Genomic DNA, 24,084 nt, shown 5'->3' with positions numbered 1-24,084 from the left:
GAATTCATCGCGTGCGGAGCGGATATGTCGGTGGCTCCTGATGCAACATTACCGGCTCGCTATCGATCGAGTATTCGCAATCAATCAAGCAGGGTTTGCGAGATTCGCAACGCTCTATCACGCACGAGAAGAAGCGCGACGTCCGAGCCGGTTCGTCGCGCGGTTCACGCGCGCGTTGTTGATGAGCAGCGTAGTGATTCTTCAGGCGAGCGAGAAGTCGGCGGGCAAGGTGACTTCCAGCAGTTCGAGATCGGCGCTGCACTGCGTGAATGTGTAGGGCAGGTTGCCCGGAATTGCGATGCTGTCGTCGGCCGTGAGGCGCCAGTGCTGCTTCCCCTGCGCGACATCTAAACTGCCCGCGAGCACGAAGAAGAAGCAGAACTCGGTGTCGTGCATGCGCGAGGCTTGCTGTCCATCGCCCAGAGGACGCACGACGCGCACGCCGGCGAGGCCATCGGTAGCCGCCCCGATGCCTGTATCTGCAACGACGAATCCCGGCGATTTCCACGGTTTCCACGATGCATTTTTGGCGACATGCCGCACGAAACGCTGGCCGTTGAATTCATAGTCGGGATCGTAGACGCCGTTCGGCAAGGTCATGTCGTGCTCGGCCATCGTGATGTGTTCGGCGGGACTGCCGAGCTCAATCACTTCCGCACCCGCCGAGCTTTCGAGCACGCGATGCCGGATCTCGGGCGGCTGCAACACGCAATCGCCCGCTTCGAGAATGAACGGTTCGCCTTGTCCTTCGTACACGAGACGCACCCAGCCCTTGCGGCAGAAAATCGTCTGAAAGCGGATCTTATGAAAGTGCACGTAATCGGGCACGGGCCCGCCTTCGAGTATGCGGATATGCGATGCAATGAACGCGCCGCCGTGCCGCTCAGGCAGCAGATCGCGATAACGCATGCCCGCGCGCCCGACGCTCCAGTGTGCGTCGCTGCCTGCATGCGACAGCACGAGTTGCTGGCGCGTGGGCGGCAGCATCATCGGCGGATTCGCGTGCATGAGTCGCACGACGACGCCGTTGGGTGCGACGAGTTCGGATATCTCACCTGGCAATTGCGCGGGGTCGTCGCAGAGCACGTTCAGCGTATCGATGCCATTGCGCACATCGAGGCCGAGCCTCAGGCGGAAGCCATCGCGCGAAAGTATTGCGTTGCGCGGGCCATCTGCGGGAAAGATCGCATCGAGCCGAAAACCGAGCCGAGCGATGAAGAACTGCATCGTGGCGGGAAGGTCGGTGCAATGCATCGGCACGATAAAGCCTTGTACGCCCGCGATAGGCGCATCAGACGTCATGGAAGATGTGTTCATGGGATTCGCATAAGCGGTGAAAGGGAAGCGGCGGCGCGTCATTTACGCGCGCGACGGCGGTCCCGTCAGCACACAAGCGATGCCGATGCGTCGCGGCGCGCTGGAAAGAATGCGCGAGCCCTGACGCTTCATCGCGGCAGACATTGCGCCAGTCTCGCAAGTCCTGCGCGGGTCGTGCAGACACCCGGCGAAAAGCGCAACGTGCGGCTGCGCGAATCGACGAAGAGGCCCGCTTCCTTCAGTTGCACGACGATGCTCGCGGCATCGAGATGCGCGGGCGCTTCGGCCATGATGCTCGCACCGCGTTCGTCATCGGCTCGCGGAGAGAGCAGGCGATAACGCTTGTCGTCGAGCATCGCGATGAGTTCGTGGCACAGCGCGAGGTTGTGCGCGCGCACGCTTCCCGCCGGTTGCGCCAGCATCCACGACATGCCCGGCTGCGATGCGACGAACGGCAGCACGGAAGGCGTGCCCGTGTCGAAGCGGCGTGCATCCGATGCGTACGAGAATGCGTCGATGTTCCAGTTGAACGGATTCTGCTGACTGAACCAGCCGCGCACCGCAGGCTCGACGCCGAGCGCGAGCGCATGCGGCGCGATGTAGCCGAGGCCCGTGCCCGGTGCGCCGCACAGCCATTTGAGCGTCGAGCCGCAGACAAAGTCGAACGGTGTGTCGTTCAGATCGAACGGCAGGATGCCAATGCCTTGCGTCACGTCGAGCGCGGCGAGGCTGCCGCGGCGGCGGGCCTGCTCGCACATCGCGGAGAGGTTAACGCGCTTCGACGTGAGCGACGATATCCACGTGACGAGCGCAACTGCGACATCGCTGGTCCATGCCTCGATGAAGTCCTCGTCGCGCACGTAGTCTTCGCCATCGCGCACGGGCACGGTGCACAGCGTGAAGCCGCGGCGGGCGGCGAGACCCGACAGCAGGAAATGCAGGCTCGGAAAGCAATCAGCGGCGACGAGCACGGTGCGATCGCGCAGCACGTCGTCGGCGAGACCGTCGAGAAAGCGCGCGAAGCAATCGGTCACGTTTTGCGCGCCGAACACATCGGCCTCGCGTGCACCGATCATCGTCGCCCAGTCCGCGAGCAGACGGCCGCGCGCGGCGAGCGCTTCGTCCCAGCGCGTGTCGTCAGGCGCGCACCAGTTCGTTGCGAAGCGGGCGAGCGAGTCGGTCATCGCTTCGCGATGTCCCGGATACACGCCGACGGAGTGATACATCAACCAGCCGCTGAAATCGTCGTTACGAGTATTCATGTTAGATGTGCTTGACGAGCTTGAAGTGATAGACCGCGATGCAGCCGAGGCTCAGCACGGCGCACGCCATCAGATAGAACGCGGGAGAGAGCGGATCGTGCGTCACGCCGATCATCGCGGTCACGAGCCACGGCGTGAAGCCGCCGAACACCATCACGCCGATGTTGTAGCTGAAGCCGAGACCCGTGCTGCGGATGTGAGTCGGAAAGAGCGACGACAGCACGGCGGCGAGCGGCCCGAAATAGATCGCCTTCAATGCTCCCGCGAGCACCATGATCGTCATCAGCACGGTCAGGGACGGACTGGCCAGCAGCCACGCGAAGCACGGGTAGATCGTGAGCAGCGTGACGAGCGCGGAGACGACCATCATGCGGCTGCGTCCGTAGCGATCGGCGAGATGGCCCATCAGCGGCGTGAACAGCATCAGGATCATGCCGGTGACGACCGTCGAGGCGAAGCCCGTGGATGCCGGCAGATGCAACTGCTTCACCGCGTACGTCGGCATATACAGAATCATCAGATAGCTCGCGGCGGTCGATACGGCCATGATGCCTGCGGCGAGCAGGATGCGGCCTTTGCTGTGCGCGAGCAGTTCGCGCACGGGCGCATTGCGCGCGGCGGCATTCACGTCGGGCGTATGCGCGGGCAGCGTATCGTCGATATGCTTGCGGATATACAGTCCCACTGGCGCGACCAGCAAGCCGAAGATAAATGGCGCGCGCCAACCCCACGATTCGATCTGCTCCGGCGACAACTGCGTGCTGAGCACGAGCCCCGCGCAAGACGCGAGCACGGTGCTCATGCCCTGACTCGAAAACTGCCAGCTCCCGAGGAACGCTTTGCTCTTGCTCTTCTGCTCGATCATGAGCGCGGTGCCGCTGCCGAATTCACCGCCCGTCGAGAACGAAATAAGGATGCGCGCCGTCATCAGGCCGATGGGCGCGGCAACGCCGATTTGCGCGTATGTCGGAATGACCGCGCAGATGAGCGTGCCGATGGTAGTCAGCCCGAGCGCCATGAGCAGCGCCGCCTTGCGTCCGCGACGGTCCGCATAGCGCCCGAGCATGAGCGCGCCGAGCGGGCGAAACACATACGAAAGACCAAAGGTGCCGAACGTCATCAGCAGCGAAACGGTCTCGTCGTGCGCGGGAAAAAACAGTTTCGACAACGTGACGGCGAAAAAACCGTACGCGGCGAAGTCGAACCATTCGAGCGCATTGCCGATGCTCGTCGCGACGATAAGGCGCCGCATGGGTGTCGCGCCAACCTTCGGCGGGCTTTCCTCGATGACAGTCGAATCCATGTCTTGGGGTTCCATTAAAGGGACGGTTAGCGAGCGTGCGGCGCGTCGGTTTCGCCGAGATCCCAGAACACGCCGGTCATCAGTTGCAAAGCCTCACGCATGACCGGCGCGAGCACATGTTCGTCGGGTGCATGCTGACGGCAGCCCGGATAGGAGTGCGGAATCCAGATCGTCGGCAGGCCGAGCGTGTCGGCGAAGCATTCATTCGGGATGGTGCCGCCGAGATTCGGCAGCAAGGTCACGCGCTTGCCCGTCGATGCCTCGATCGAACCCTCCGTGAATGCGACCCACGGATCGTTCGGATCGAGCCGCGTGGCCGCGCCCGATGCCTCGATGGTCACAGCGATGCCCTCGAAGCCTTCGCGCGCGAAATGCGCTTCGATGAGCTCCTTCGCGCGCTTCCACTCGGTGCCGACGACGAAACGCAACTGGCAGACAGCTTCCGCCGCGGCCGGGATCGCGCTCACCGCGTTTGCGACGTTGCCGGACTGCATCGCGAGCACTTCGAGTGTGTTCCATGCGAAGACGCGCTCGGCAGGCGTGAGACCCGGCTCGCCCCAGTTCGATGACAACGGCGGATCGCCTTCGTCGGTGCCGATTTCCAGACCGGCAACGCGTTCGCGCACCTGCGGCGGGATCGCTGGCGGCAGCAGACCATTGATGCGAATGCGGCCGTGACCGTCGACGAGACTCGCGATAGCGTTGGCGAGCACCGTCGCGGGATTGGCGAGCACGCCGCCCCAGTTGCCGGAGTGACGCGCGCCGAACACATTGGCGATACGCAGCCGGAAGTGCAGGGCGCCGCGCGAGCCGAGAAACATCGTGGGCGATGTGGCGCGCTGACGCGGCCCGTCCGATGCAATCAGCAGGTCCGCTGCGAGGCGTTCGCGCAACAAGCCGCAAAGCGCGTCGAGTCCGGGCGAGCCGACTTCCTCGCCCATTTCGAAGACGATCTTCGCGTTGAAGCCAAGCTCGCCGCGTTCCGCGAACACTGCCGCAAGCGCGGCGAGATTGATGGAATGTTGCGCCTTGTTGTCGGCGATGCCGCGTCCGTACCAGCGCTCGCCTTCGACGCTCACGCGCCAGGGCGAACGCGCTTGCGTCCAGTTGACGGCGTCGCCGTCGATCACATCGCCGTGGCCGTATAGCAGTACCGTGGGACGCGACGACGATTCGATGCGCTCGCCGACGAGAAACGGGGGCATGCCTGCCACAGGGTTTTCCACGATCTCACAGGTGAATCCGAGAGATGACAGTGAGGCTTCGATTTCTTCGCGAAGATACCGACGCAGCACGGGCGCTGCGTCGGCGCGCTGGCTTTCGGTGGCGAGCGCGACGCGCCGGCTCAAGGTGACGAGGAACTCGCCGCTGTCAAAGTGCGATTGGGCGAGAGCGAGAGCGCTGTTTCGGGACATGTCGTGGAGTCGAAGTAAGGCCGGTGACACCAGATTAGCGCCGCGCGAGCATCCGTGTATTCGCAATCAAACAAGGTACATTTGCGTTTTACTCAAACCTTGAGTCACACTGAGCGCACGCTCGTCCACCTGATCGTGATTGCTATGCGCAAGCTGCTGGAGCCGTCGCTTTACTATTTCTCGGTCGTCGCTCAGGCCGGTTCGCTGACGTCGGCGACCGAAAAGCTCGGGCTGACCGTGTCCGCGTTGAGCCGGCATATCGCCAAGCTCGAAGGCGATATCGGCGTGCCGCTCTTCGAGCGCCATGCGCGCGGCATGGTCCCTTCGCAAGCCGGGCGTCTGTTGCTGCGCCACGCGCAACGAACGCTATCCGACGCGCAAGCGGTCTTCGACGAAATCCAGGGCGATGAACGGCGGCGCGCGCGCACGCTGATCATTGCGTGTACCGAAGGCTTCGCGTTCGACTTTCTGCCCGTGTCGCTGGGCGCGTTTTGCCGTGCGCATCCGGACATCGTGATTCAGCTCGAAGTTGTGTCGTCCGAGCGGGCGAGTCAGTTGCTGCTGTCGGGCGAGGCGTCACTCGCGCTCGCGTTCAACTTCAAGCCAGAGCCGGGCGTCACCGTGCAGTACACGCAGCGCGCGCCGGTCATGGCGCTGATGCACGAGACGCATCCGCTCGCGAGCAAGGCGAAGGTCGCGCTGAAGGATCTGACGGCATATCCCGTGGTGCTGCAGGACAAGGGCACGACCAACCGCCAGCTCTTCGACATCGCGTGCAATGTCGAGAACATTGAAATCGTGCCGATGATGACGAGCCGCTACGTCGCGGCGCTGTACCGTTTCGCGCTGGTGGTACCGGAGGCGATCATGCCGTCGGGATATGTGTCCGTCGCGAAGCGGCTTGGCGTGGACCGCATGAAGGCGATTCCATTCGATAACCCGCTGCTGACGCAGCGCCGTCTCCAGGTGCTGACGCTTGCGGGCCGCAGCCTGGACGATCTTGCGTCATCGTGTCTTGAATGGATCATCGGTGATCTGAAGCAGGCGTGATCTGTGGTTTGGCCGAGGCTTGCCCTTGTTCCGAGTCGCGGTCGTCGAGCCGTTAGGGCCGGCGAAAATTCGTCTGAACTCCCGATTCGCGGCATTATTATTGGCAGCGCCGCATGACCGTTTTCCGGAAGCCGCCTTCAATGAACATCGCCTATCCCCTTACGACGCAGTCCGATGCCGAAACACTCGTTGCCATTCGTATCGCTGCGATGCGTGAGAGCCTGGAGCGTGTCGGTCGTTTCGACCCGCAGCGCGCGCGGGAGCGGTTTCTAACGTCGTTCGATCCTGCGTTGTGTCGATTCATCGAGGTCAATGGTGTTCGCTCTGGCTTCATTGTCATTCGCCCGCAAGTAGACCACTGGTCACTCGATCACTTTTATATTCTGCCGGAGCACCAGGGACAGGGTATCGGCGCGACCGTCCTACGCGACGTCTTCACGAGCGCGGACGGGCAAGGCATGCCAGTCCGTCTCGGCGCCTTGCGCGGCAGTGATTCGAACCGCTTTTACAGACGGCACGGCTTCGTACATACTAGTGAAGACGAATGGGACATCTACTATGCTCGTCAACCGGCGGAGCGAAAGGCAAGCAGCAAGGCTCCATTCAACTTTATAGAAACAGGCGCGGTTGTATCGCGGTCACAGACCCAGCTGTAAGGGCCGTCCATGCCGCACTGAGATCGGCACCACCCGAAACGGCACGCGTAAGACCTCGGCGTCGGGATGGATTGCAGTTCGATCTTTCGACAGATCGGGTCTTCTTCGCATTTCGGCCACAAACTGCTGCTCACATGCGCCGCCTGTAGGCCGCTTACGCGTCGGCTCTGCTTCGCAACGGGCCATCTGATTGTCACAAGGCGAGTGCTCGTTCATCGGCCAGAAGGCACATCAATCTCTGCGGCCAACGGCGCCTAGCTCCACCGCGCAGGGGCGTCTCCCCTGATAGTCCCTGTCAGCTTGCCGGATTGCGTGCCGTGACGATCCACGCCGCGCCGTCGATCATCACCGACCGCTCACCGGGGAGGCCCGCGAAGGCGGCACGAACTGCGGCCGACGCGCGGGCGCGGATGTCGTCGGGCTGATCAGCGAGCACGCGCGACAGCGGGCCGACCTCGAGCGTCATCTTCACCGCGTCGTCAATCGCAGCGTCCCGCGTCCCGCCCTCGCCAAACGGGACGGAAGCATCGAAGGGCGCGATGGCGATATCGGTGAAGCCGGCTGCCGTCAGGATGCGCGACACCCGCCCCCGGTCGCCGAACGAAAATGGGCCGGGCGCTTCGGGATCGGGCGGCGCGCTCGACGGCAGGATGCCCTTGATCGCGCCCATCGGCAGGCGCACCCAAGCGTTCTCGGCCGCGCCGCGCCAGCAGACGAAAGCGACCCGGCCGCCCGGCCGCAGCGCGCGTCGCATATGGGCGAACGCCGCTGTCGGATCGTCGAAGAACATCACGCCGAAACGTGAGAACAGAATGTCGAACGCACCCTCGGGCAGCTCGGCGCTGCTGGCGTCCGCCACCTGGAACAGGGCCGACGTACCCTGTGGCGCAAGCGCGCGCGCCCGGCCGATCAGCGGTTCGGATATGTCCACGCCCAGCACTTGGCCCTCCGGGCCGACGCGAGCGGCCAGTGCCAGACTCGACGCGCCCGCGCCGCAGCCGACGTCCAGCACGCGTTCGCCCGTGACGGGCGCGGCGGCTTCGATCGCGGCTTGGCCGAACACCGACGCCATAGCGTCGAGCCGGGCCTGGTTGGCGACCCAACGCTTCCCGCTTTGACCATTCCAGTCGGCGACCTGATAAGCATTTTGCTCTGCCATGTCATCTCCTTGGGCTGATTCGTTCTTAGCTGAGCCATCCGATCCCAAAGTGCGCATCGTTTCCAGCGATCCCGCCTCCAGCTACCTGGTCACTGGGTGCCGCAGTGCCATCGACTCCAGGTGCGCGACCACGTGTGCGGATGCGCCAATGGACCGCAAACTCTCCAGCCACGGTTCCAACGGGATGTCCATGTAGGTGATTGGACGCCCCAAGACTCTTGTGAAATCTTCGGCGACCTCGCGAAGAGTCTCCGCACGGGGACCGGTCAGCTCGTAAGCCTTTCCAAGGTGAGACCCGGGATTCGCCAACACCTCTGTCACGCACCGCGCAACATTGTGGGCGGCGATTGGCGAGGTCTGCACCAAGTGCTCTCAGCGATTCTGCCCGGCCGGCATCCTGGCGGACCATGGTGCGCACCTTCCTCTCAAACCAGCATCGACTGCTGGGCGAAGATGCCCGCCATCGCGCCCTGCGATGACGCCTGGGTGACCGAGGGCAAGAAGGGCGTTGCGAGGTCGCCGGCGGCGTAGATGCCGGGCGTGCTGGTTTGGCGGCGCTCGTCGACCTTGAGAACGATGCCGAGGGGCGTATCCAACGTGGCGAGGCCTAGTGATTCATGCAGTATCGCGGACGGCTTGTTACGCGGATGGGCGAACAGGACGTCGACCGCAACATTGCGGCCTGTATCGAGATTGACGGTGGCGATATGGCCCTCGTGATGGGCGATCTCGACGATCCGGCCATCGACGACAGGTATCTTGCGGCGCGCCAGATCGGCCTGGATATCGGATGGAATGTCGTGACCATCGGAGAATACAGTCAACTTGTCGGTCCAATCGTGGAACAGCCTGACAGACTGGTGCGACTGCGGGCCGGACCAAACGAGGCCCCAATGCTGGCTGGCGACTTCAAAGCCATCGCAGTAGGGGCAGGGCACGATGGACGTGCCCCAGCTTTCGGCAAAGCCCGGAACATCAGGCATCTGGTCGGCGACGCCATAGCTCAGGATCAGACGGCGCGCCCCTAGCCTTTCGCTATCATCAGTGACCACGCAGAAATCGTCGATGGCGCCAGACACGCTCTCGGCACGGGCATTGACCAGCCTGATCGTTGGATAGCGCGCAAGTTGCTGCCGCGCCTCGAGCAGTATGTCCAGTGGCGGCTTGTGATCGTGGCCGAAGAGGCCATGGGAGTGACTAGCAAAGCGGTTGCGCGGACGGCCGGTGTCAAGAACGGTGACGTTGCGGCGGGCACGGCCGAGTTGCAGGGCGGCCGCGAGGCCGGCAAAGCTGCCGCCGATGATGATGACGTCATTCATGGTGATGGGCTCCGTGTTGTGGATGGAGGGGGCTGGGCCTGGTGCGCAATATCGTCCAGCGATCCGCGGTCAAGATGGGCAGCGAGCAGGGCTTCGGCGTCGAGGAGAAGGTCGCCCATCACTGTGGACCGGCGGGCCATTGCCGCTTCGATATCACCGGGCGCCCTTTGGGAAAACCTCTTCGGAGGACGCCAACCATTGGCTTGCGCATTCAAGATACTGCGTGGTATCGTAATTAAATAATTGAGATACTGTCAAGTACTGGAATTGTCGTGACCGAAAATAAACAGGCCCGACGTGGCCGGCCCGCCAATGAGGCGCTTGCCCAAACGATCGTTGACGCAGCGAGCGAACTGTTTGTGGAATTGGGTTTTCAAGCGACGACGTTGGACAAGGTCGCCCAGCGGGCGAAGATATCCAAGCTCAGCATCTATCGGCACTTCGAGAACAAGGAAGCGCTGTTCAGCGCGGCCATCGCGGCCGGCTGCCATCAGCTGTTTGCACCTCAGGTCCTTCTTGAAGGCGTCGACGGTTCGGTCGAAGATCAGCTCATGGCGGTGGGATCATCACTGCTTCGCACGCTGTTGAGATCAGATGTTCGCAGTGTCGAGGCCATGGTCATGGCCGACAAGACGAATCAAAACTCGTTAAGCAAGCTCCATTACGAAGCTGGCCCCGCCCATGTCATCGCCCAGATCGAGGCCCTGTTGCGTCAATTGCACGCGAAGGCGCTTCTGAACGTGCCCGATCCTCTCCGGTCGGCCCGCTTGTTTGCCGCGCTTTTCAAAGGATCCGATCTTCTGATGGTCGCACGCTTCGATCCGGTGAGAGCAGCGGACGACAACGAAATCGAATCCTATTGCCGGTCGGCCGTCGCCATGTTCATAGCCGCGCACGGTGGCATCTGAAGGTGCGCTATCGTGGCTTGATGAAGAACCCGCAGCAGTTGTTTCGATCCGTTGAATGACAAGCTGATTGGTTCGAGAGCAATTCGTGGGCGAAAGACGTCATCCTTGCGAGGCGTAAGCCTCCCCGCCAAATCACCGATCTGAGCGTCGGCAGAGGCCGATGATTTGTCCTCCAGGCGACGGCCCTGAATGACCGTTCCACTCCGATACCTACCCTTAGAACGGAGACTGCTCGACCAGCTGCAATGGGTGGGTCCGCAAGTTCTAGCCCAGTTACATGAGGACGCGCGGCGCTTGCATGGAGACCTTAGGCAACCGGCCAAAAGCGCTCATACCAGGTCGCAGACAATTCGAACGCTTCCTCTGCAACTTCCCATGACAGGATGTAATCCAGACAGTCCAACGAGGATTGTGCGTGCTGTGCCGGGAGGAGCAGTCCGGCTTGCGCGAAAGGACTCACGTGATGCTACGTAATAGACGTAACCAACCTGCCGACGCGCAAACGCATGGTGCCGAGCGCGGACTTGACCGCTTCGAGGGTTTCAGCGACGCGGTTTTCGCAATCGCGCTGACCCTGCTGATCGTCGAGATCAAGGTCCCCGGATCTCCCGAAGGCACGCATGGCTACAGCGACCTGGCACGCGCCATGGCGGAGCAGTGGCGCGAATTTCTCGCGCTCATTCTGTGCTACGTCGTGATTGGGGCGTACTGGCTGCAACACCATTATTCGGGTCGCATTTACGCCAAGAGTGATCACTGGTTCGGCGTGATCAACCTCCTGTTCCTGCTGGCGATCGTCGTCATTCCTTATCCAATCCGCGTCTGGTGCTTCCACCTCGGCACGGGTTTCGAGCCCGTCGCGTCAGTGACCCTTGTTGCCGGTCTTGCCCTGACCGCCTGCACGTGGATGGCGAAGTGGTTCTACGCAATGCCAGGCCGCCGGCTGATGGACGAACGGCTCGCGCCCGATTTCCTCCAGCAGATGACACGTCGCTACGGCGTCGCGACGTTGCTCCAGATCGCTGCAATTCCCGTCGTCATCGCGGCGTCGCGCATCGGAGTCGCCATTGCACTGCTGTGCGTCGCCTTCTTTCTGCTGCCACAGCCCACGCCGCGCTACAAGCCCAGAGAGGAGCCGAGCGAGGCTGAGAAATTGAACAAGTAGCTATTGCGCGAGGTGAATCCAAAAACATTGACGCTGCGATGCGGCTCAGAACGCCGTGAACAGGCTCCGCAACACGACTTGCGCGTCGGTGAAGTTCTTCACATCGTCCATGACTTGCTGTGTTTTAGGGCTCGCCAGCGCGTCATGGACGCCTTGTTCCGAGGAAAAGGTGTAGACGCCAATGGATTTCCAGCCATCGGCTTCAGCGTAAGGAAAAAACGCCTCCGCAGATTGCATCCCGTACTCTTCCCAGCATGAGCGCGCCAGGTTGAAGTGATCATTCGCGTAGTAATCCCGATCGAACTTCGTGTTGGCGTCGCCGGTGCAGACCACGATCATCTTTGTCATATGCCTTTCTCTCTCTCCATTACCGTCATAAGGGCAACGTCGCCCGGCCCACCATCGTTGAAGGGGGAGGGGCGTTTCTGGACGCTCTGATAGATTTTGCCGTGGGTGCAACGCCCGGGGAGGTCAGTTGTCCTCTCAGGACATCCACTCAGGCGCTGATGCCGCCATCGACGAGAATGCCCGAACCGGTCACATAAGCGGCACCAGGTCCGGCAAGGAAGGCGACTGCCTCGGCAACCTCCCAGGTCTTGCCATAGCGGGCAATTCCCAGGTTCGGAAGAATGGAAGGCGCGAGCGGGCCGTCGGCGGGATTCATGTCGGTGTCGATCGGGCCGGGGCGCACCAGATTGACGGTGATGTCACGAGGGCCCACTTCACGCGCAAGACCGCGCGTGAAGCTCTCCATCGCCGATTTGGTGGCCGAATAAACGGCTATGCCAGGAAACGGGACGGACAGGCCTGCGTTGCTGCCGATAGTGATGATGCGGCCGCCGTTCGGGAGGTGCTTCAACGCAGCCTGGGTCGCCACGAAGACGCCGCGCACATTGACGTTCAACTGCAGATTCATCTCCTCCAGCGACTGCTCGGAGAAGGGGCCGGCGATGAGGACACCAGCGTTGTTCACCAGGATGTCCAACCCGCCAAGTTCGGCGACGGCCTGTTCGACCGCGGTCTGCGTGGCGTCCGGGCTGCCGGCATCGGCCTGGATGGCGACGGCCGTGCGGCCCAGGGCGCGGATTTCAGCGGCGAGCGCCTCGGCCTTTGCGGCCGATTTCTCATAGGTGATCGCGACGTCGGCGCCGTCTTCGGCCAGCTTCAGTGCGATGGCCGCGCCGATGCCACGTGCTGCACCGGTCACAAGCGCGCGCTTGCCGGCGAGAGGAAGGGCGGAACTGTTCATGGCAAGAATTTCTATGTTTGGATAATTTCGTATCGATCTTGATTCTTCATGATTCCCGGAGTCTCCAACTTAGTCCGGCAGCCAGTGCCAGTGACGCGCCTATGGCCAATGAAGCCACCGCAAAGCCCAGTTGCACGTCCTGAGCGCTTGCACCATCAGGCGCGATCGCGATGAATAGACCGCCGAACAAGGCGACGCTTACTGCAGCGCTGATCTGCAACGTAGCGCTTACCAGGCCCGAGGCCAGCCCCGCCCAACGTGTTTCCACATGGTCTACGTTCAGGCGCACTAGCGCAGGAAGGGCGATACCTTGCCCGGCGCCAATCAAAAACAGGGGCAACGCAAGCCAGGACGACGCACCGGCGAAAGCCAGCGCTGCGACCATGATCAGACCGAGCACCTCCAGACCCATGCCAAATGCGGCAGTGCGCGTGCCGATACGCCGGGCGATGTACGGGCTGCACAGTGGACCGAGGAAGAACCCGATGCCGAGCGGCACGATGGCCAGGCCGGCCGTCAACGCATCGTGACGCAGGCTGGCCTGTTCATACACGGCAAACACCAGGAAGAACGCAGCGAGCGCGTAGAAGAAGAACGTTGACGCCAAGCTTTGTCGCAACTTGCGCACGGCTAGAAGCGAGGGCAGAACCAGAGGAGTTCTGCCGGCGCGCTCCTGTGCCTTTTCATACTGCCAGAAGGCCCATAGCAAGGGCATGCTCAGGACCAGCGGCGCTATGCACCACCACGGCCAGTGGTGTTCTTGCCCTTCGATAAGCGGAACCACGAGCGCCAGCAAGCCAACCGCCAGCAGCAACGCCCCTGGCACGTCCAGGCGAGGCGAACGCTCGGCTCGGCTTTCACGCAGCAGCATCGTTGCAGCTGGAACGGCAACGATGATGATCGGCAGGTTGATCAAAAATACGCTGCGCCACCCCAGTCCCCACGGACTGGCGGAAACCAGCATTCCCCCCAGCAGCTGACCGCCCACAGAGGCCAGGCCGAACGTAGCGCCGTATAGACTCAACGCGCGATTCTTTTCTCTTTCCGGGAAGATGGCGTGTATCGAGGCCAATGATTGCGGTGCCATGATCGCTGCGGAGATCCCTTGCAGCAGCCGGCCGACGACAAGCATGTCCGACGAAGGTGCCAGGCCACACCACGCCGAAGCGACCCCAAAGCCAAGCATGCCAGCGATGAATACGCGCTTGCGGCCATAAAGATCACCGAGGCGACCGCCCAGGATCAGGGTGACGGCATAGGCCGCGGCGTACACCGAGATCACCAGCTGCGAGACATCTGAAGATGCTTGCAGGCCTGTACGTATGGTAGGTAGCGCCACGTTGACGATGAAGAAGTCCAAAGGTGGCAGCAGCGTGCCGGTCAACAGCACGGCCAGGGCGAGCCAGCGCCGGGAGTCAGAGGCTGCTGACCCAGTGGTAACAACCTGCCGGGCTTCGGTATTCATATCTTGAGGTTCCAGATCAGACTGGCTTGGGATTGGCGCGCAGTCGGTTCGCGGGGACATCCGTTTATCGAGCCGTATAGTGCTCCGAACAACATTGTTCGAATACTGACGTCCATGTATATTTGCCGTGCAATTTTGTACGGAGATCGGGCATGGAATGGAACGACGTTCGCATCTTCCTGGCAGTAGCTCGCAGCGGGTCCTTCGGCGAGTCCGCCCGGATGCTGGATGTGAGCCATCCGACAGTGGGTCGGCGAATCAAGGTGCTCGAGGACGAAGCAAAGCAGCCGCTTTTTCGTCGGACAAAGGACGGACTCGTGCTCACGGACGCCGGGGACACCGTGCTCGCGCTGGCAGAATCCATGGAGGATGCCGCGCTGTCCATGGAAAGGCGTCTGAGCGGCAACAACCAACGCCTCGAAGGCATCCTGCGGATCTCATCGGCGGACTGGTTTGCCGGCTATGTACTGGCTCCCGTCCTGGCCGAGTTGACGCGCCGTCATCCTGCTGTCGTGCCGGAAGTGATTGCAAGCTATCGACTACTCGATCTCTCACGTCGTGAGGCGGACGTAGCCTTTCGCATCGTGCCGTTCAGCGAGCCGGATATTGTTCAGCGCCGTCTAATGCGGATTCCATACGGTCTCTATGCGTCGGCGGCAACCGCACAGGCGTTGCAGGACGATCCGGCATCCGTAGGGCTCATTCTCATGAATACCGCGCAGTCGCACTTTCCCGACGTCAGTTGGGTGCTGGAAAGGTTCCCGCTTTCACGACGAGCCTTCACAAGCACAAATCGAACGGTCCAGGCACAGATGTGCCTGAGAGGGGTAGGTATCGCGGTGCTGCCAAGGCCACTTGGCGATGCAATCTCCGGATTGCATCGCATCGACACGCCCGATCAACCTCCCATGCGGGATTTGTGGGTTGGCTATCATCAGGACCTGCGACACATGGATCGCTTGCGCGCGATGCTGGATATCGCCGAGACGATGCTGTCGGATTCGATGACTGCAGCCCAGTGAGTAAACCGATCACGATGCTGCACTGATAGGTGGCTCAAGCCCGCCGATTATTTGTTGCCGAGTCGGCTGAACGCGTCGACGCGCGAGTACGCCCGCATTTGGGCCAATGAGCTCGTAGGTGAATAACTACGGGTACTGCAGGATGTTGATGATCGTACCGTCGGGGTCTCGAACCATCGTCGACCGCAAGCCGTCTGCAGAGAGAGGCTTGAGCTTCCATTCGAAGACCGCGCCTTCATTCTCGAGGTGAGATGTGACGGCTTCGAGGCTCGATGTGCGAAAAACGATCGCCTTCGCCCCGGTCCGGTCGATGTGCGGCCCCGGCACAATATTCGCGTCGGGATTGCGAACGGTCGTTGCACGCGAAAGAAGTTCGATCCGCATGTCGTCTCTTTCGAGGATCTGGAAATCGGCCTCGAGTGGTTCGATGTAGGTCGAGTATCCTCGACGAAACCCGAAGAGGCGCCCGTACCAGTCTGCGGATCGATTGATGTCAGTCACCGAGACAGCGACGTTATCGAATTCAATTAGTTGCTGCGTCGGCAACTCCGATTTGCTCAGGTCAGTCATTCATATTTCTCCACAGGTGGCGCGTCGCGTCACTCGCGACTGCGCACGCTGCGAGTCGGTGTGTTCGCGACGGTGCCGGCTTGCGATTTCTTCGTTCGACCACTCGAAGGCTTGGCGACGCGGCCTTCGGGCTCCTTCGATCGTGCGTTCGTGCCCGATTCGTTGCGCACCAACTCACGTATGCCCGCCGCCGCGAAGCGCACGAGGTCGGAATAGTGCGCCGTCGACTTCCTCGCGCGGTCCCGTGCGCCCAGGCGCATCGCCCGGCCATTGAGTGCATGGGCCTGCTGCCGCGCTCCCACCGAAAACAGATACGCCCACACCGCCTGCTCGCGTGCAATGCCAGGCAAGACCGTATGCAGGGCGTCGATGAATCGCTCGGCGATCGGGTCATAGTAGGTTTCGCGAATGCGCCGTGAACGCTCGTCGCTGCCGAGACTGACGGACGCGACGAGTTGCACGTAAAGCGCGAGATTCACCGCATCCTCGCCATGAAAAATTTCCGATAGCGGGGTGAAGGCGATCGTCAGCACGTCTTCGACGGTCGCGGTGCGTTCGCTCGCGAACAGGGCGTCGAGCAGCTTGCCACGGTGCTGATTGATCGCCGACGACCGTCGCTCGAACACGGCCTCGTAGAGCTTGTCCTTGGTCGCATAGTGATAATGCACGAGCGCCTGCGCGACGCCCGCTTCCTCTGCGATGTTCCGCATGCTCGCGCCGGCGTAGCCATGCTCACCGAACACCCGTTCGGCCGCATTCAGGATCGCGGAGAGGCGGGTGCCCGGCGCGTGCTCTGGTTCCTGAGCACTGTTGCCCATGCGTGCCGACGCTTTCTTTTCGCGTTCTGTCTTCATCCAGTCGACTCCCTCACCGTACTATTCGATCGATCAGTCAGTATATCGCGATCCTCATACGATGCGATATACCGGGCAGCGCGCGCCGTTACCCAAGAAATTCCGGTTCGGGCAGGCCTTTCACGCCGGGACGTACCGCGAGCACATTGCCCGCGAGCGGTTGCTGCGCGAGTTCCTTCTCGCTCATGCGCCGGCGCGCCGTAGTGATAAAGAGGGTGTCGAGATCGGGACCGCCGAAGCACAGGCTGCTCACGCGTCGCACCGGGAGATTGATGACCATGTCGATTCGTCCGCGCGGGTCGTAGCGCGTGACGCACCAGCCGTCCATGTTCGCGCTCCAGAAGCACCCGTCGGCATCGACGGTCGAGCCGTCGCAGATGCCACGTCCGAGCGGAACTTCGGCGAACTTGCGGCGGTTATAGATGGCGCCGTCGACGGAGTCGTAGTCGAACACGTCAATTTGGCAACTGAACGAGTCGGTCATGTACATAAGGCGGTTATCCGGGCTAAAGCTGAGCCCGTTGATGCACGTGATGCCTTCCATGATGAGTTTCGGCTTCAGATCGGGATCCAGCCGGAACAAACGTCCGCGTGGGGTGTAGGCGGCCGCTTCCACGGTGCCCGACCAGTAGCGGCCGTGCCTGTCGCATTTGCCGTCATTGAAACGGTTCTTCGGACGCTCGGCATCGGGACGCGCAACTTCGGTCAGCTCACCGGTTTCGGGCGAGAAGAAGTAGAAGCCCGAGCGCATGCCTACGATCAGGCCGCCTTTGGCGCGCAGGCCGATGCTGCCGATCTCTTCCTGCATCGGCCAGCTCTTCTTGGCGCCGCTTGAAATGTCGAGGCGATGGATCGATTGACCGATCCCGTCCACCCACCAGAGAAGTTGCGTTTTCTCATCCCAGATGATCGACTCGCCGAGCACATCGGGCGTGGAATCGACCACATCGATGACCGAACCTACCATATCGATCGGTCTGGTAATACTGCTGACAGTCATGCTGCCTCCTTGATTTGTGAAGTGATGCAGATAGGAAGAATCGGGTCCCGCTCAGGCGGCCACTTCTCTCATGCGGGCGATGCCTTCCAGCGCGAGTCCGTATCCGAGCACGTCGTGCAGTCGTGCTTTCAGTTCCTGGTTCAGGCAGGTGCGTGTATAGCGTCGCACGAGACGCGGCTGCTTGAGCATCAGTCTGGCGAGTTCGCGGGCGCGCGGCAAAAGCTCGGCCGACGGCAGCACTTCGTTCACTAATCCCATTTCAAGCGCCGCGCTTGCGGGAATGCTCTGACCTGTCAGAAGAAAGTAATGGCCGCGCGCGCGACCCATCAGCAGCGGCATGATCAGATGCATGCCGTCGCCCGGCACCATGCCTCCCTGGAAGTGTGCGGTGTCCTGGATCGTCGCGGTGTCGGATGCGAGCACGATGTCTCCGAGCAGCGGGATCTCTGCATGCCGCACGGCCGGGCCGTTGATGACGCTGATCACCGGCGCCTCGATGTTGAGCAGGTTGATGAGCAGATGCTTCGCTTCCCAGTAGATCGGATCGTAGACCGTGGGCGTCATCGAATTGCGGTTCTGATGCATGCCGGGCGCAATGGCCGGTCCGCTGAAGGCATCGCCCGTGCCGGTCATGATCACGACCTCGTTGTCGCGATCTCGTCCTACATCGAGAAAAGCCTGCTCGAACTCGCGATGGGCTGTCAGATTCCATACCAGTGGCTCGCCGTGCGTGTGGAAGTGCATTTCCAGTACGCCATCGGTACGTGTCATGCGGATGGTCTCGAATTTGTCTGAGTACTCGTTGAAGGTGCTCACGGCTCTTTCCTCTGATGAAGGTTGAAAAGTCCCTCTGACGCCTGTCGCAAACGGGTCGCTGTTCGCGAGGCGATGTGTTCAGCTGCCGATACTAGTCCTGACTGATCGATCAGTCAACAAGGGAAAGTCCCCGGCGAGATCAGCCGTGTTTCGGGTTGACCGGAAGTTGGCGCGTCGGCTACTGTGCTGACTGTTCGATCGATCAGTTTTCGGCGCGAACGTTCCGCCGCCTTCGGGCGCGCCCCCCCAAGAAGAGCAGACGCCGCCGGATCATCAGCGCGCCGACAGGCTCAAGGAGACAGCCTCATGAAACGCTTTCCGTCATTCACGTGCCGTTCCGTTCCACTTCATTGAGAGGGTCATCATGTCGCGCAAAATCGCTCTCGATGTACACGCCCCCGCTCAGGTAACGGCCCCGGAAGACATGCAGCACGCGCTTTACCTCAAAGTCGCGATGCGACTCGTGCCGCTTCTGATCGTCTGCTATGTGATCGCGTATCTGGACCGCATCAACGTCGGCTTTGCGAAGCTGCAGATGCAGGACGCGCTCGGCTTCAGCGATGCCGTGTACGGACTAGGCGCGGGAATATTTTTCATCGGCTACTTTCTGTTCGAAGTGCCGAGCAATCTGCTTCTGCAACGCATCGGCGCACGTAAGACCATCACGCGCATCATGGTCCTATGGGGTCTCACCGGCTGCGCAATGGCGACCGTATCGAGCCCGACCGCGTTCTACGTACTGCGCTTTCTGCTCGGCGTGTTCGAGGCGGGCTTTTTTCCCGGCGTCGTCTACTTCCTGAGTCAATGGTTCCCGCGCAACCGTCGCGGGCAGATTCTCGGTCTCTTCATGACCGGATTTCCGATCGCGGGGATGATCGGCGGCCCGGTGTCGGGTTGGGCGATGTCGCGGCTCGCGGGCGTTGCGGGTCTGGCGGGCTGGCAGTGGCTCTATATCGTAGAAGCGGCGCCGGCGGTGCTGCTCGGCATCGTGACCTGGTTCACCCTTTCGGACGACATCGAGCGAGCAAAATGGCTCACCGAACCGGAGCGCGACACCTTGCGCCACGCATTGCGCGACGACGGCCGCGAAGCCGGCGCGGAACACGCCGGGCAGCTGCGGCAGGTCATCGCCGACCCGAAGGTGTACGTGATCAGCTTCGCCTATTTCACCTTTATTTGCGGCACTTATGCGCTGAGCTTCTGGGTGCCGACGGTACTGAAGAGCGCAGGCGCGACGAGCGTGGAGCGCATTGGCTGGCTCTCGGCCATTCCGTACGGCATCGCCACCATCGGCATGGTGCTGATCTGCCGCAACTCGGACAGGCTTCTCGAACGTCGCTGGCACGGCGCACTGGCGGCCCTGGCGGGCGCGACCGCACTTTCACTGCTACCGCTTCTGGCGCATGATCTGACTGCGACCATTGTGCTCCTGACGATCGCATCGACCACGGTGTTCGTCACGATTCCGCTGTTGTGGTCGCTCGCGTCCGACTATTTCGCCGGGTCGCCCGCCGCTGCTCCGGCGATCGCATTCGTCAACAGCCTCGGTCTGCTCGGCGGTTTCGCCAGTCCGTTCGCGATGGGCTGGCTCAAGACGCTGAGCGGCACACTCAACAGCGGACTTTTTCTGATGACGACACTGCTGGCGCTCGGCGCATGCGCGATGCTCTGCGTGCGCGTGGGACGCCAGGCGAGCCGATGAGCAACCAACGAACGGCGAGGTCCGGGCAATCGGGCCGTCGCGCGACAAACATGGAACAGACTTTCAAGGACGCGTCGCCGGGCAGCCTGCTCGGGGAGAACGTGGCGCGTCTGGACGCAGCGCGCTTCGTTTCGGGGCGCGTCGATTACAGTGCCGATCTCATTCCCGCAGGCGCGCTCCATCTTGCCATCCTGCGCAGCGCTCACGCGTGTGCGACGATCGTCTCGATCGACCTCTCCGGTGCGCTCGCCATGCCGGGTGTCGTCGCGGGCCTCACGGGAGAAGACGCAGCGCGCATGAGCGATGCAATGCCGCCGGCCATGGACCTCCCCGCACAAGGCGCACGCGGGCCTTTACAAAGTCGTTGCCTTGCACTTGAGCACGCAACGTATTTCGGCCAACCGGTGGCGGCGCTCGTGGCGACGTCGGTGCACGACGCGCAAGCCGCGCTCGCGAAGATTCGCGTCGAATACGAAGTGCAACCGGCAACCGCGGACGCGCGCGACGCCCTGCGCGAAGGTGCGCCGGTGGTTCAGCCTGGCTGGGATACGAACCTGTTGGTGCGCGACCGCATTCGTTCGGGGGACGCCGATGCTGCATTCGAGCGCGCGGCGCACATCGCACGAGGGGAACTGACGGTTGGCCCGTCGACCAGTGCACCAATGGAAACGCTGTGCTATGTCGCCCAGTGGGACGCGCGCGGCGAGCGCTACACGTTGACCGGCACGTTCCAGAACCCTCATACGAGCCGCTGGCTGATTGCAGCGGCCTTGCGCGTGAAGGAGTCGCAGGTCCGCGTGATCGCGCCGCGCATCGGCGGTACGTTCGGGCTGAAGATGGCTGGGCATCCCGAAGAAGTGCTGGTCGCGCTGTTCAGCCAGATCACGAAACGCCCGGTCGCCTGGGTCGAGGAACGGCGCGAAACACTGCTTGCCGGTGCGCGTTCGCAGCATCACAGCTATGAGATCGCGGCGGATGAGCAAGGCAGGCTCATCGGCTGGCGTGACCGCATCATGGTGGATGTCGGCATTATTGGCGCCGGTCATAGCTGGGCGATGGCGCTCGTCACGCCGGCCGTGTTTCCGACCGTCTACACGATTGAGCACTGCGACGTCGAGTGCTCTCTCGCGATCACCAATCGACCGCCCTGGCAAGCCATACGCGGTTACGGCAAAGAGATCGGCAACCTCGTGCTGGAACATGCAATCGATCGGCTGGCCCGGCAAACTGGCATGGATGCAGTCGAATTGCGGCGTCGCAATCTGGTCGCACGGGACGCCTTGCCGCGTTTGCTGCCGTCCGGGCTGAACGTGGATAGCGGCGACTATCCGGGCGGCCTTGAGCAGTTGCTGACGATGTTCGATTACGAGCAATGGCAGGAGCGCGCAAGCGCGGCGCGAACCAGCGAGCGTCGCATCGGTATTGGCATTGCGTTCGAACTGACGCCGGAAGGCGGCGCGCGGCCCGGTAACTTCCCAAATGGATACGAGACATCCACCGTTCGCATGATGCCGTCGGGCGACGTGCAGGTGCTGACGGGCGTGACGTCTCCGGGCAGCGGCAGCGATACCGGCATTGCGCAGATGGTCGCCGGTGAACTCGGCCTGCGCGCGGACCAGGTCAGCGTGATCGAAGGGGACACGGACGTGACGCCGCTCGGTACCGGCAACGCGAGCAGCCGTGCGCTGATGTACGGCGGGACCGCCGCGTATCTCGCCGCGCAGGAGTTGCGCGGACGGCTCTGTCAGTGCGCCGCCAACCTGCTCGGCGGTGCGCCCGAAGACATTTCACTGCGCGACGGTCATGCGTGGCGCGAGTCGAACGGCACGAGGATCGCAGTGGCCGAACTCGCGCTCGGGGCGCATCTGCGGCCATTCACCGTGGCCGCCGGCGTGACGCTGCCGCTAGAAGTGACGCGCAGCTTCGCGCCGCAGAATGTGCGCGTGGAGCCGGATGCGCAAGGCCGCATCGCGACATACCCGACATTCTCATATTCCGTGCATGCCGCGGCGCTCGAACTCGACATGGCGACTGGCAACAGCCGGCTGCTCGACTATGCCGTGGTGCACGACTGCGGCGCAATGGTCAATCCGGCGCTCGTCGAAGCGCAACTTAGAGGGGCGGTCGTGATGGGCATCGGTGCCGCGCTGTGGGAACTGATTAAGTTCGATGAACATCAACGCATGATTACCGATCGCTTCAAAAGTTATTTACTACCTCGCGCTAACGATCTTCCGTCCATTCGCGTCGGACATCGCGTGACGCTGAATCCGTTTCATCCGCTCGGCATGAAGGGCGCGGGCGAATCGGGGCTAGGCGGTGCGCTCTCAGCGGTGACCAATGCCGTGGCGAATGCACTCGGTGACGACGCGCGCCTGACGCACGTGCCCGCGACGCCGGCGCGCGTGATGGCGTCCCTCGAGGAGCGACGCGCGTGATCGGCCATTACTTCGATTTTCACCAACCGAGGGACCTCGACGAAGCGGCTGCCTTGCTAGCCGCCTTTCGCGAGGATGCCTCGGTGCTCGGCGGCGGCACGATGCTGGTGCCGTCGATGTCGGCGAATCTCGTGTGTCCCGGACATGTCATCAGTCTTGGTGCGCTCCGTCTGGATGAAATCGCGCTCGACGATACGCATCTGCACATCGGCGCGATGACGACCTATGCGCAATTGCTCGCTTCACCGCTCGTGGCACGCCAGGCGCCGCTGCTTGCGGCGATGGCCGCGCAGGTCACCGGTGGTGCATCGATCGTCAATCAGGGCACGCTCGGTGGGGCAGCAAGCTTCGCGAATCCTTCGTCCGACGCACCGGGATGTCTCGCGGCGCTCGAGGCAGAGTTCGAGTTGCGCTCGTCACAGGGCGTGCGTCATGTCGCTGCGCGAGAGTTTTTTATCGACGCCTTTTGCACCGCGCGCCGCGCAGACGAGTTTCTCATTGGCGTACGCGTGCCGCGCGACACGACGCTCGTAGCCTGTGAGTATCAGAAGTACAAGGCGAGTGCGAGTTCGTGGCCCATCGTGACCGTTGCGTGCTCCCTGCATCGGGGCGAGCAGATCAGTGTGCGGCTTGCAGTCGGCGCGGCCGGCCGACGGCCGGCGTATCGCCGCTTCGCGATCGACGAACAGGTTTTGCTCGCGCCCGATGCGTTTATCGAGCATGCGGCAACGAGTGCGCAAGATCTTGTCGGCGAAGGTTGGAGCGATGAACTCGCGGACGCGGACTATCGGCGCGCCGTTGTGCCTGGCGTCGTGAAACGGCATTTACGCATCCTGCTCACGGGAACGAAGACATGAAAGGAACGATCGAGGTGCGGCTCACGCTCAATGGCGAGCCGCGGTCTGAACGAGTGGACTCGCGACTGTTGCTCGTCGAACTCATCCGCGATGCACTCGATGCGAAAGGCACGCGCATCGGATGCCTGACCGGCGATTGCGGCGCGTGCACGGTCTTGATCGACGGCGAGGTAAGGAAGTCCTGTCTTGTGCTTGCGGCGTCGATATCTGGAAACGACGTGCGGACGATCGAAGGCCTCAGCGGAATCGAGGCGCTGCAGGAGGCGTTCATTGCGGAGAACGGGTTTCAGTGCGGATTCTGCACGAGCGGCATGCTGATCGCGGCGGCGGACCTCCTGAGGCATAACTCGTCGCCGAGTCACGAAGAGATACGTCACGCGATCAGCGGCAATCTGTGCCGGTGCACCGGCTACGAGAGCATCGTCAACGCGATCCATCGCGCGGCGCACGGCGACAAGACGTGCGCTCCGGCCGGCGGCCCAGGCTAGCAGCGTTCTCGCGGTCTTTATCACCATGCCGATCGGTCCGCCGCGATAAACGGTGAAGCCGCGAGACGC

22 protein-coding genes are annotated in these 24,084 nt (G+C 62.3%); 9 read left to right on the top strand and 13 right to left on the bottom strand.

What is annotated here, in order from left to right; translation table 11 throughout:
- Positions 1–201: 201 nt before the first annotated feature.
- The 4 genes from SB753_RS03265 to SB753_RS03250 form a co-directional block, all read right to left on the bottom strand.
- Positions 202–1,317: a cupin domain-containing protein gene (locus tag SB753_RS03265; RefSeq protein ID WP_410798936.1), complete on the bottom strand. Its 1,116-nt coding sequence runs from the start codon at positions 1,315–1,317 to the stop codon at positions 202–204.
- Positions 1,318–1,445: 128 nt separating this feature from the next.
- The gene (locus tag SB753_RS03260) at positions 1,446–2,579 is read right to left on the bottom strand and encodes an aminotransferase class V-fold PLP-dependent enzyme (protein ID WP_410798934.1); all 1,134 of its coding nucleotides are present in this window, start codon (positions 2,577–2,579) and stop codon (positions 1,446–1,448) included.
- 1 nt (position 2,580) lies between these two features.
- Positions 2,581–3,882, bottom strand: coding sequence for an MFS transporter (locus tag SB753_RS03255; RefSeq protein WP_410798933.1), 1,302 nt, complete (start codon positions 3,880–3,882; stop codon positions 2,581–2,583).
- A 26-nt stretch (positions 3,883–3,908) separates the two neighbouring features.
- On the bottom strand, positions 3,909–5,297 hold the full coding sequence (locus tag SB753_RS03250; protein ID WP_410798932.1) for a M20 family metallopeptidase: 1,389 nt from the start codon (positions 5,295–5,297) through the stop codon (positions 3,909–3,911).
- An 81-nt stretch (positions 5,298–5,378) separates the two neighbouring features.
- Between SB753_RS03250 and SB753_RS03245 the strand changes: the two genes are divergently transcribed.
- Complete coding sequence (locus tag SB753_RS03245) at positions 5,379–6,347, top strand: LysR family transcriptional regulator (RefSeq protein WP_410798931.1); 969 nt, start codon at positions 5,379–5,381, stop codon at positions 6,345–6,347.
- Between the two features lie 140 nt (positions 6,348–6,487).
- Entirely contained in the window at positions 6,488–7,003 is a 516-nt protein-coding gene (locus SB753_RS03240) for a GNAT family N-acetyltransferase (protein ID WP_410798930.1), read from the top strand.
- Between the two features lie 295 nt (positions 7,004–7,298).
- Here SB753_RS03240 and SB753_RS03235 read toward each other — a convergent pair whose 3' ends face one another.
- Positions 7,299–8,162: a class I SAM-dependent methyltransferase gene (locus tag SB753_RS03235; RefSeq protein ID WP_087751122.1), complete on the bottom strand. Its 864-nt coding sequence runs from the start codon at positions 8,160–8,162 to the stop codon at positions 7,299–7,301.
- Positions 8,163–8,587: 425 nt separating this feature from the next.
- The gene (locus SB753_RS03230; protein WP_410798928.1) at positions 8,588–9,481 is read right to left on the bottom strand and encodes an NAD(P)/FAD-dependent oxidoreductase; all 894 of its coding nucleotides are present in this window, start codon (positions 9,479–9,481) and stop codon (positions 8,588–8,590) included.
- A gap of 272 nt (positions 9,482–9,753) precedes the next feature.
- Here SB753_RS03230 and SB753_RS03225 point away from each other — a divergent pair, with 272 nt between their 5' ends.
- Positions 9,754–10,389 carry a TetR/AcrR family transcriptional regulator gene (locus tag SB753_RS03225; RefSeq protein ID WP_088173859.1) on the top strand — a complete coding sequence of 212 codons (636 nt, stop codon included), beginning with the start codon at positions 9,754–9,756 and terminating at the stop codon, positions 10,387–10,389.
- A 415-nt stretch (positions 10,390–10,804) separates the two neighbouring features.
- Positions 10,805–11,554, top strand: coding sequence for a TMEM175 family protein (locus SB753_RS03220; RefSeq protein WP_410799610.1), 750 nt, complete (start codon positions 10,805–10,807; stop codon positions 11,552–11,554).
- 45 nt (positions 11,555–11,599) lie between these two features.
- Here the strand turns inward: SB753_RS03220 and SB753_RS03215 are convergent, their stop codons facing one another.
- The 3 genes from SB753_RS03215 to SB753_RS03205 form a co-directional block, all read right to left on the bottom strand.
- Positions 11,600–11,902, bottom strand: coding sequence for an EthD family reductase (locus SB753_RS03215; protein ID WP_310066666.1), 303 nt, complete (start codon positions 11,900–11,902; stop codon positions 11,600–11,602).
- A 148-nt stretch (positions 11,903–12,050) separates the two neighbouring features.
- On the bottom strand, positions 12,051–12,803 hold the full coding sequence (locus SB753_RS03210) for an SDR family oxidoreductase (protein ID WP_410798926.1): 753 nt from the start codon (positions 12,801–12,803) through the stop codon (positions 12,051–12,053).
- A gap of 46 nt (positions 12,804–12,849) precedes the next feature.
- Positions 12,850–14,268 carry an MFS transporter gene (locus SB753_RS03205; RefSeq protein WP_410798924.1) on the bottom strand — a complete coding sequence of 473 codons (1,419 nt, stop codon included), beginning with the start codon at positions 14,266–14,268 and terminating at the stop codon, positions 12,850–12,852.
- A 152-nt stretch (positions 14,269–14,420) separates the two neighbouring features.
- Between SB753_RS03205 and SB753_RS03200 the strand changes: the two genes are divergently transcribed.
- Complete coding sequence (locus SB753_RS03200; RefSeq protein WP_408192560.1) at positions 14,421–15,290, top strand: LysR family transcriptional regulator; 870 nt, start codon at positions 14,421–14,423, stop codon at positions 15,288–15,290.
- A 126-nt stretch (positions 15,291–15,416) separates the two neighbouring features.
- Here the strand turns inward: SB753_RS03200 and SB753_RS03195 are convergent, their stop codons facing one another.
- The 4 genes from SB753_RS03195 to SB753_RS03180 form a co-directional block, all read right to left on the bottom strand.
- Entirely contained in the window at positions 15,417–15,860 is a 444-nt protein-coding gene (locus SB753_RS03195; RefSeq protein WP_131318555.1) for a VOC family protein, read from the bottom strand.
- A gap of 29 nt (positions 15,861–15,889) precedes the next feature.
- Positions 15,890–16,714: a TetR/AcrR family transcriptional regulator gene (locus SB753_RS03190; RefSeq protein ID WP_410798923.1), complete on the bottom strand. Its 825-nt coding sequence runs from the start codon at positions 16,712–16,714 to the stop codon at positions 15,890–15,892.
- 88 nt (positions 16,715–16,802) lie between these two features.
- Entirely contained in the window at positions 16,803–17,714 is a 912-nt protein-coding gene (locus SB753_RS03185) for an SMP-30/gluconolactonase/LRE family protein (RefSeq protein ID WP_020070961.1), read from the bottom strand.
- 51 nt (positions 17,715–17,765) lie between these two features.
- Entirely contained in the window at positions 17,766–18,530 is a 765-nt protein-coding gene (locus tag SB753_RS03180; protein ID WP_006047399.1) for an enoyl-CoA hydratase/isomerase family protein, read from the bottom strand.
- A gap of 364 nt (positions 18,531–18,894) precedes the next feature.
- Between SB753_RS03180 and SB753_RS03175 the strand changes: the two genes are divergently transcribed.
- The 4 genes from SB753_RS03175 to SB753_RS03160 are packed head-to-tail and all read left to right on the top strand — an operon-like array spanning position 18,895 to position 24,015.
- On the top strand, positions 18,895–20,232 hold the full coding sequence (locus tag SB753_RS03175; RefSeq protein ID WP_410798922.1) for an MFS transporter: 1,338 nt from the start codon (positions 18,895–18,897) through the stop codon (positions 20,230–20,232).
- Between the two features lie 50 nt (positions 20,233–20,282).
- Positions 20,283–22,670 (top strand): xanthine dehydrogenase family protein molybdopterin-binding subunit, encoded by a 2,388-nt coding sequence (locus tag SB753_RS03170; protein WP_410798920.1) that lies wholly within the window; start codon positions 20,283–20,285, stop codon positions 22,668–22,670.
- Positions 22,667–23,527, top strand: a complete 861-nt coding sequence (locus SB753_RS03165; protein WP_410798918.1) for an FAD binding domain-containing protein — start codon at positions 22,667–22,669, stop codon at positions 23,525–23,527. Before SB753_RS03170 ends, SB753_RS03165 begins: the two co-directional genes overlap by 4 nt.
- Positions 23,524–24,015, top strand: a complete 492-nt coding sequence (locus tag SB753_RS03160; protein WP_410798916.1) for a (2Fe-2S)-binding protein — start codon at positions 23,524–23,526, stop codon at positions 24,013–24,015. The genes SB753_RS03165 and SB753_RS03160 overlap by 4 nt, the downstream gene beginning before the upstream one ends.
- The last annotated feature ends 69 nt before the right edge of the window (positions 24,016–24,084 follow it).

The sequence above is a fragment of the Paraburkholderia sp. SIMBA_053 genome (genome assembly GCF_046534895.1).
Taxonomy (GTDB): Bacteria; Pseudomonadota; Gammaproteobacteria; order Burkholderiales; family Burkholderiaceae; genus Paraburkholderia; species Paraburkholderia caledonica.
The sequence above is the reverse complement of the archived record's forward strand: the minus strand, read 5'-3'. Positions and strand labels throughout refer to the sequence as shown.

Coding starts and splice junctions, on each gene's coding strand:
- SB753_RS03265 (WP_410798936.1), bottom strand. CDS start 1,317: ATGAACACATCTTCCATGACGTCTGATGCGCCTATCGCGGGCGTACAA.
- SB753_RS03260 (WP_410798934.1), bottom strand. CDS start 2,579: ATGAATACTCGTAACGACGATTTCAGCGGCTGGTTGATGTATCACTCC.
- SB753_RS03255 (WP_410798933.1), bottom strand. CDS start 3,882: ATGGATTCGACTGTCATCGAGGAAAGCCCGCCGAAGGTTGGCGCGACA.
- SB753_RS03250 (WP_410798932.1), bottom strand. CDS start 5,297: ATGTCCCGAAACAGCGCTCTCGCTCTCGCCCAATCGCACTTTGACAGC.
- SB753_RS03240 (WP_410798930.1), top strand. CDS start 6,488: ATGAACATCGCCTATCCCCTTACGACGCAGTCCGATGCCGAAACACTC.
- SB753_RS03235 (WP_087751122.1), bottom strand. CDS start 8,162: ATGGCAGAGCAAAATGCTTATCAGGTCGCCGACTGGAATGGTCAAAGC.
- SB753_RS03230 (WP_410798928.1), bottom strand. CDS start 9,481: ATGAATGACGTCATCATCATCGGCGGCAGCTTTGCCGGCCTCGCGGCC.
- SB753_RS03215 (WP_310066666.1), bottom strand. CDS start 11,902: ATGACAAAGATGATCGTGGTCTGCACCGGCGACGCCAACACGAAGTTC.
- SB753_RS03210 (WP_410798926.1), bottom strand. CDS start 12,803: ATGAACAGTTCCGCCCTTCCTCTCGCCGGCAAGCGCGCGCTTGTGACC.
- SB753_RS03205 (WP_410798924.1), bottom strand. CDS start 14,268: ATGAATACCGAAGCCCGGCAGGTTGTTACCACTGGGTCAGCAGCCTCT.
- SB753_RS03200 (WP_408192560.1), top strand. CDS start 14,421: ATGGAATGGAACGACGTTCGCATCTTCCTGGCAGTAGCTCGCAGCGGG.
- SB753_RS03195 (WP_131318555.1), bottom strand. CDS start 15,860: ATGACTGACCTGAGCAAATCGGAGTTGCCGACGCAGCAACTAATTGAA.
- SB753_RS03190 (WP_410798923.1), bottom strand. CDS start 16,714: ATGAAGACAGAACGCGAAAAGAAAGCGTCGGCACGCATGGGCAACAGT.
- SB753_RS03185 (WP_020070961.1), bottom strand. CDS start 17,714: ATGACTGTCAGCAGTATTACCAGACCGATCGATATGGTAGGTTCGGTC.
- SB753_RS03175 (WP_410798922.1), top strand. CDS start 18,895: ATGTCGCGCAAAATCGCTCTCGATGTACACGCCCCCGCTCAGGTAACG.
- SB753_RS03170 (WP_410798920.1), top strand. CDS start 20,283: ATGGAACAGACTTTCAAGGACGCGTCGCCGGGCAGCCTGCTCGGGGAG.
- SB753_RS03160 (WP_410798916.1), top strand. CDS start 23,524: ATGAAAGGAACGATCGAGGTGCGGCTCACGCTCAATGGCGAGCCGCGG.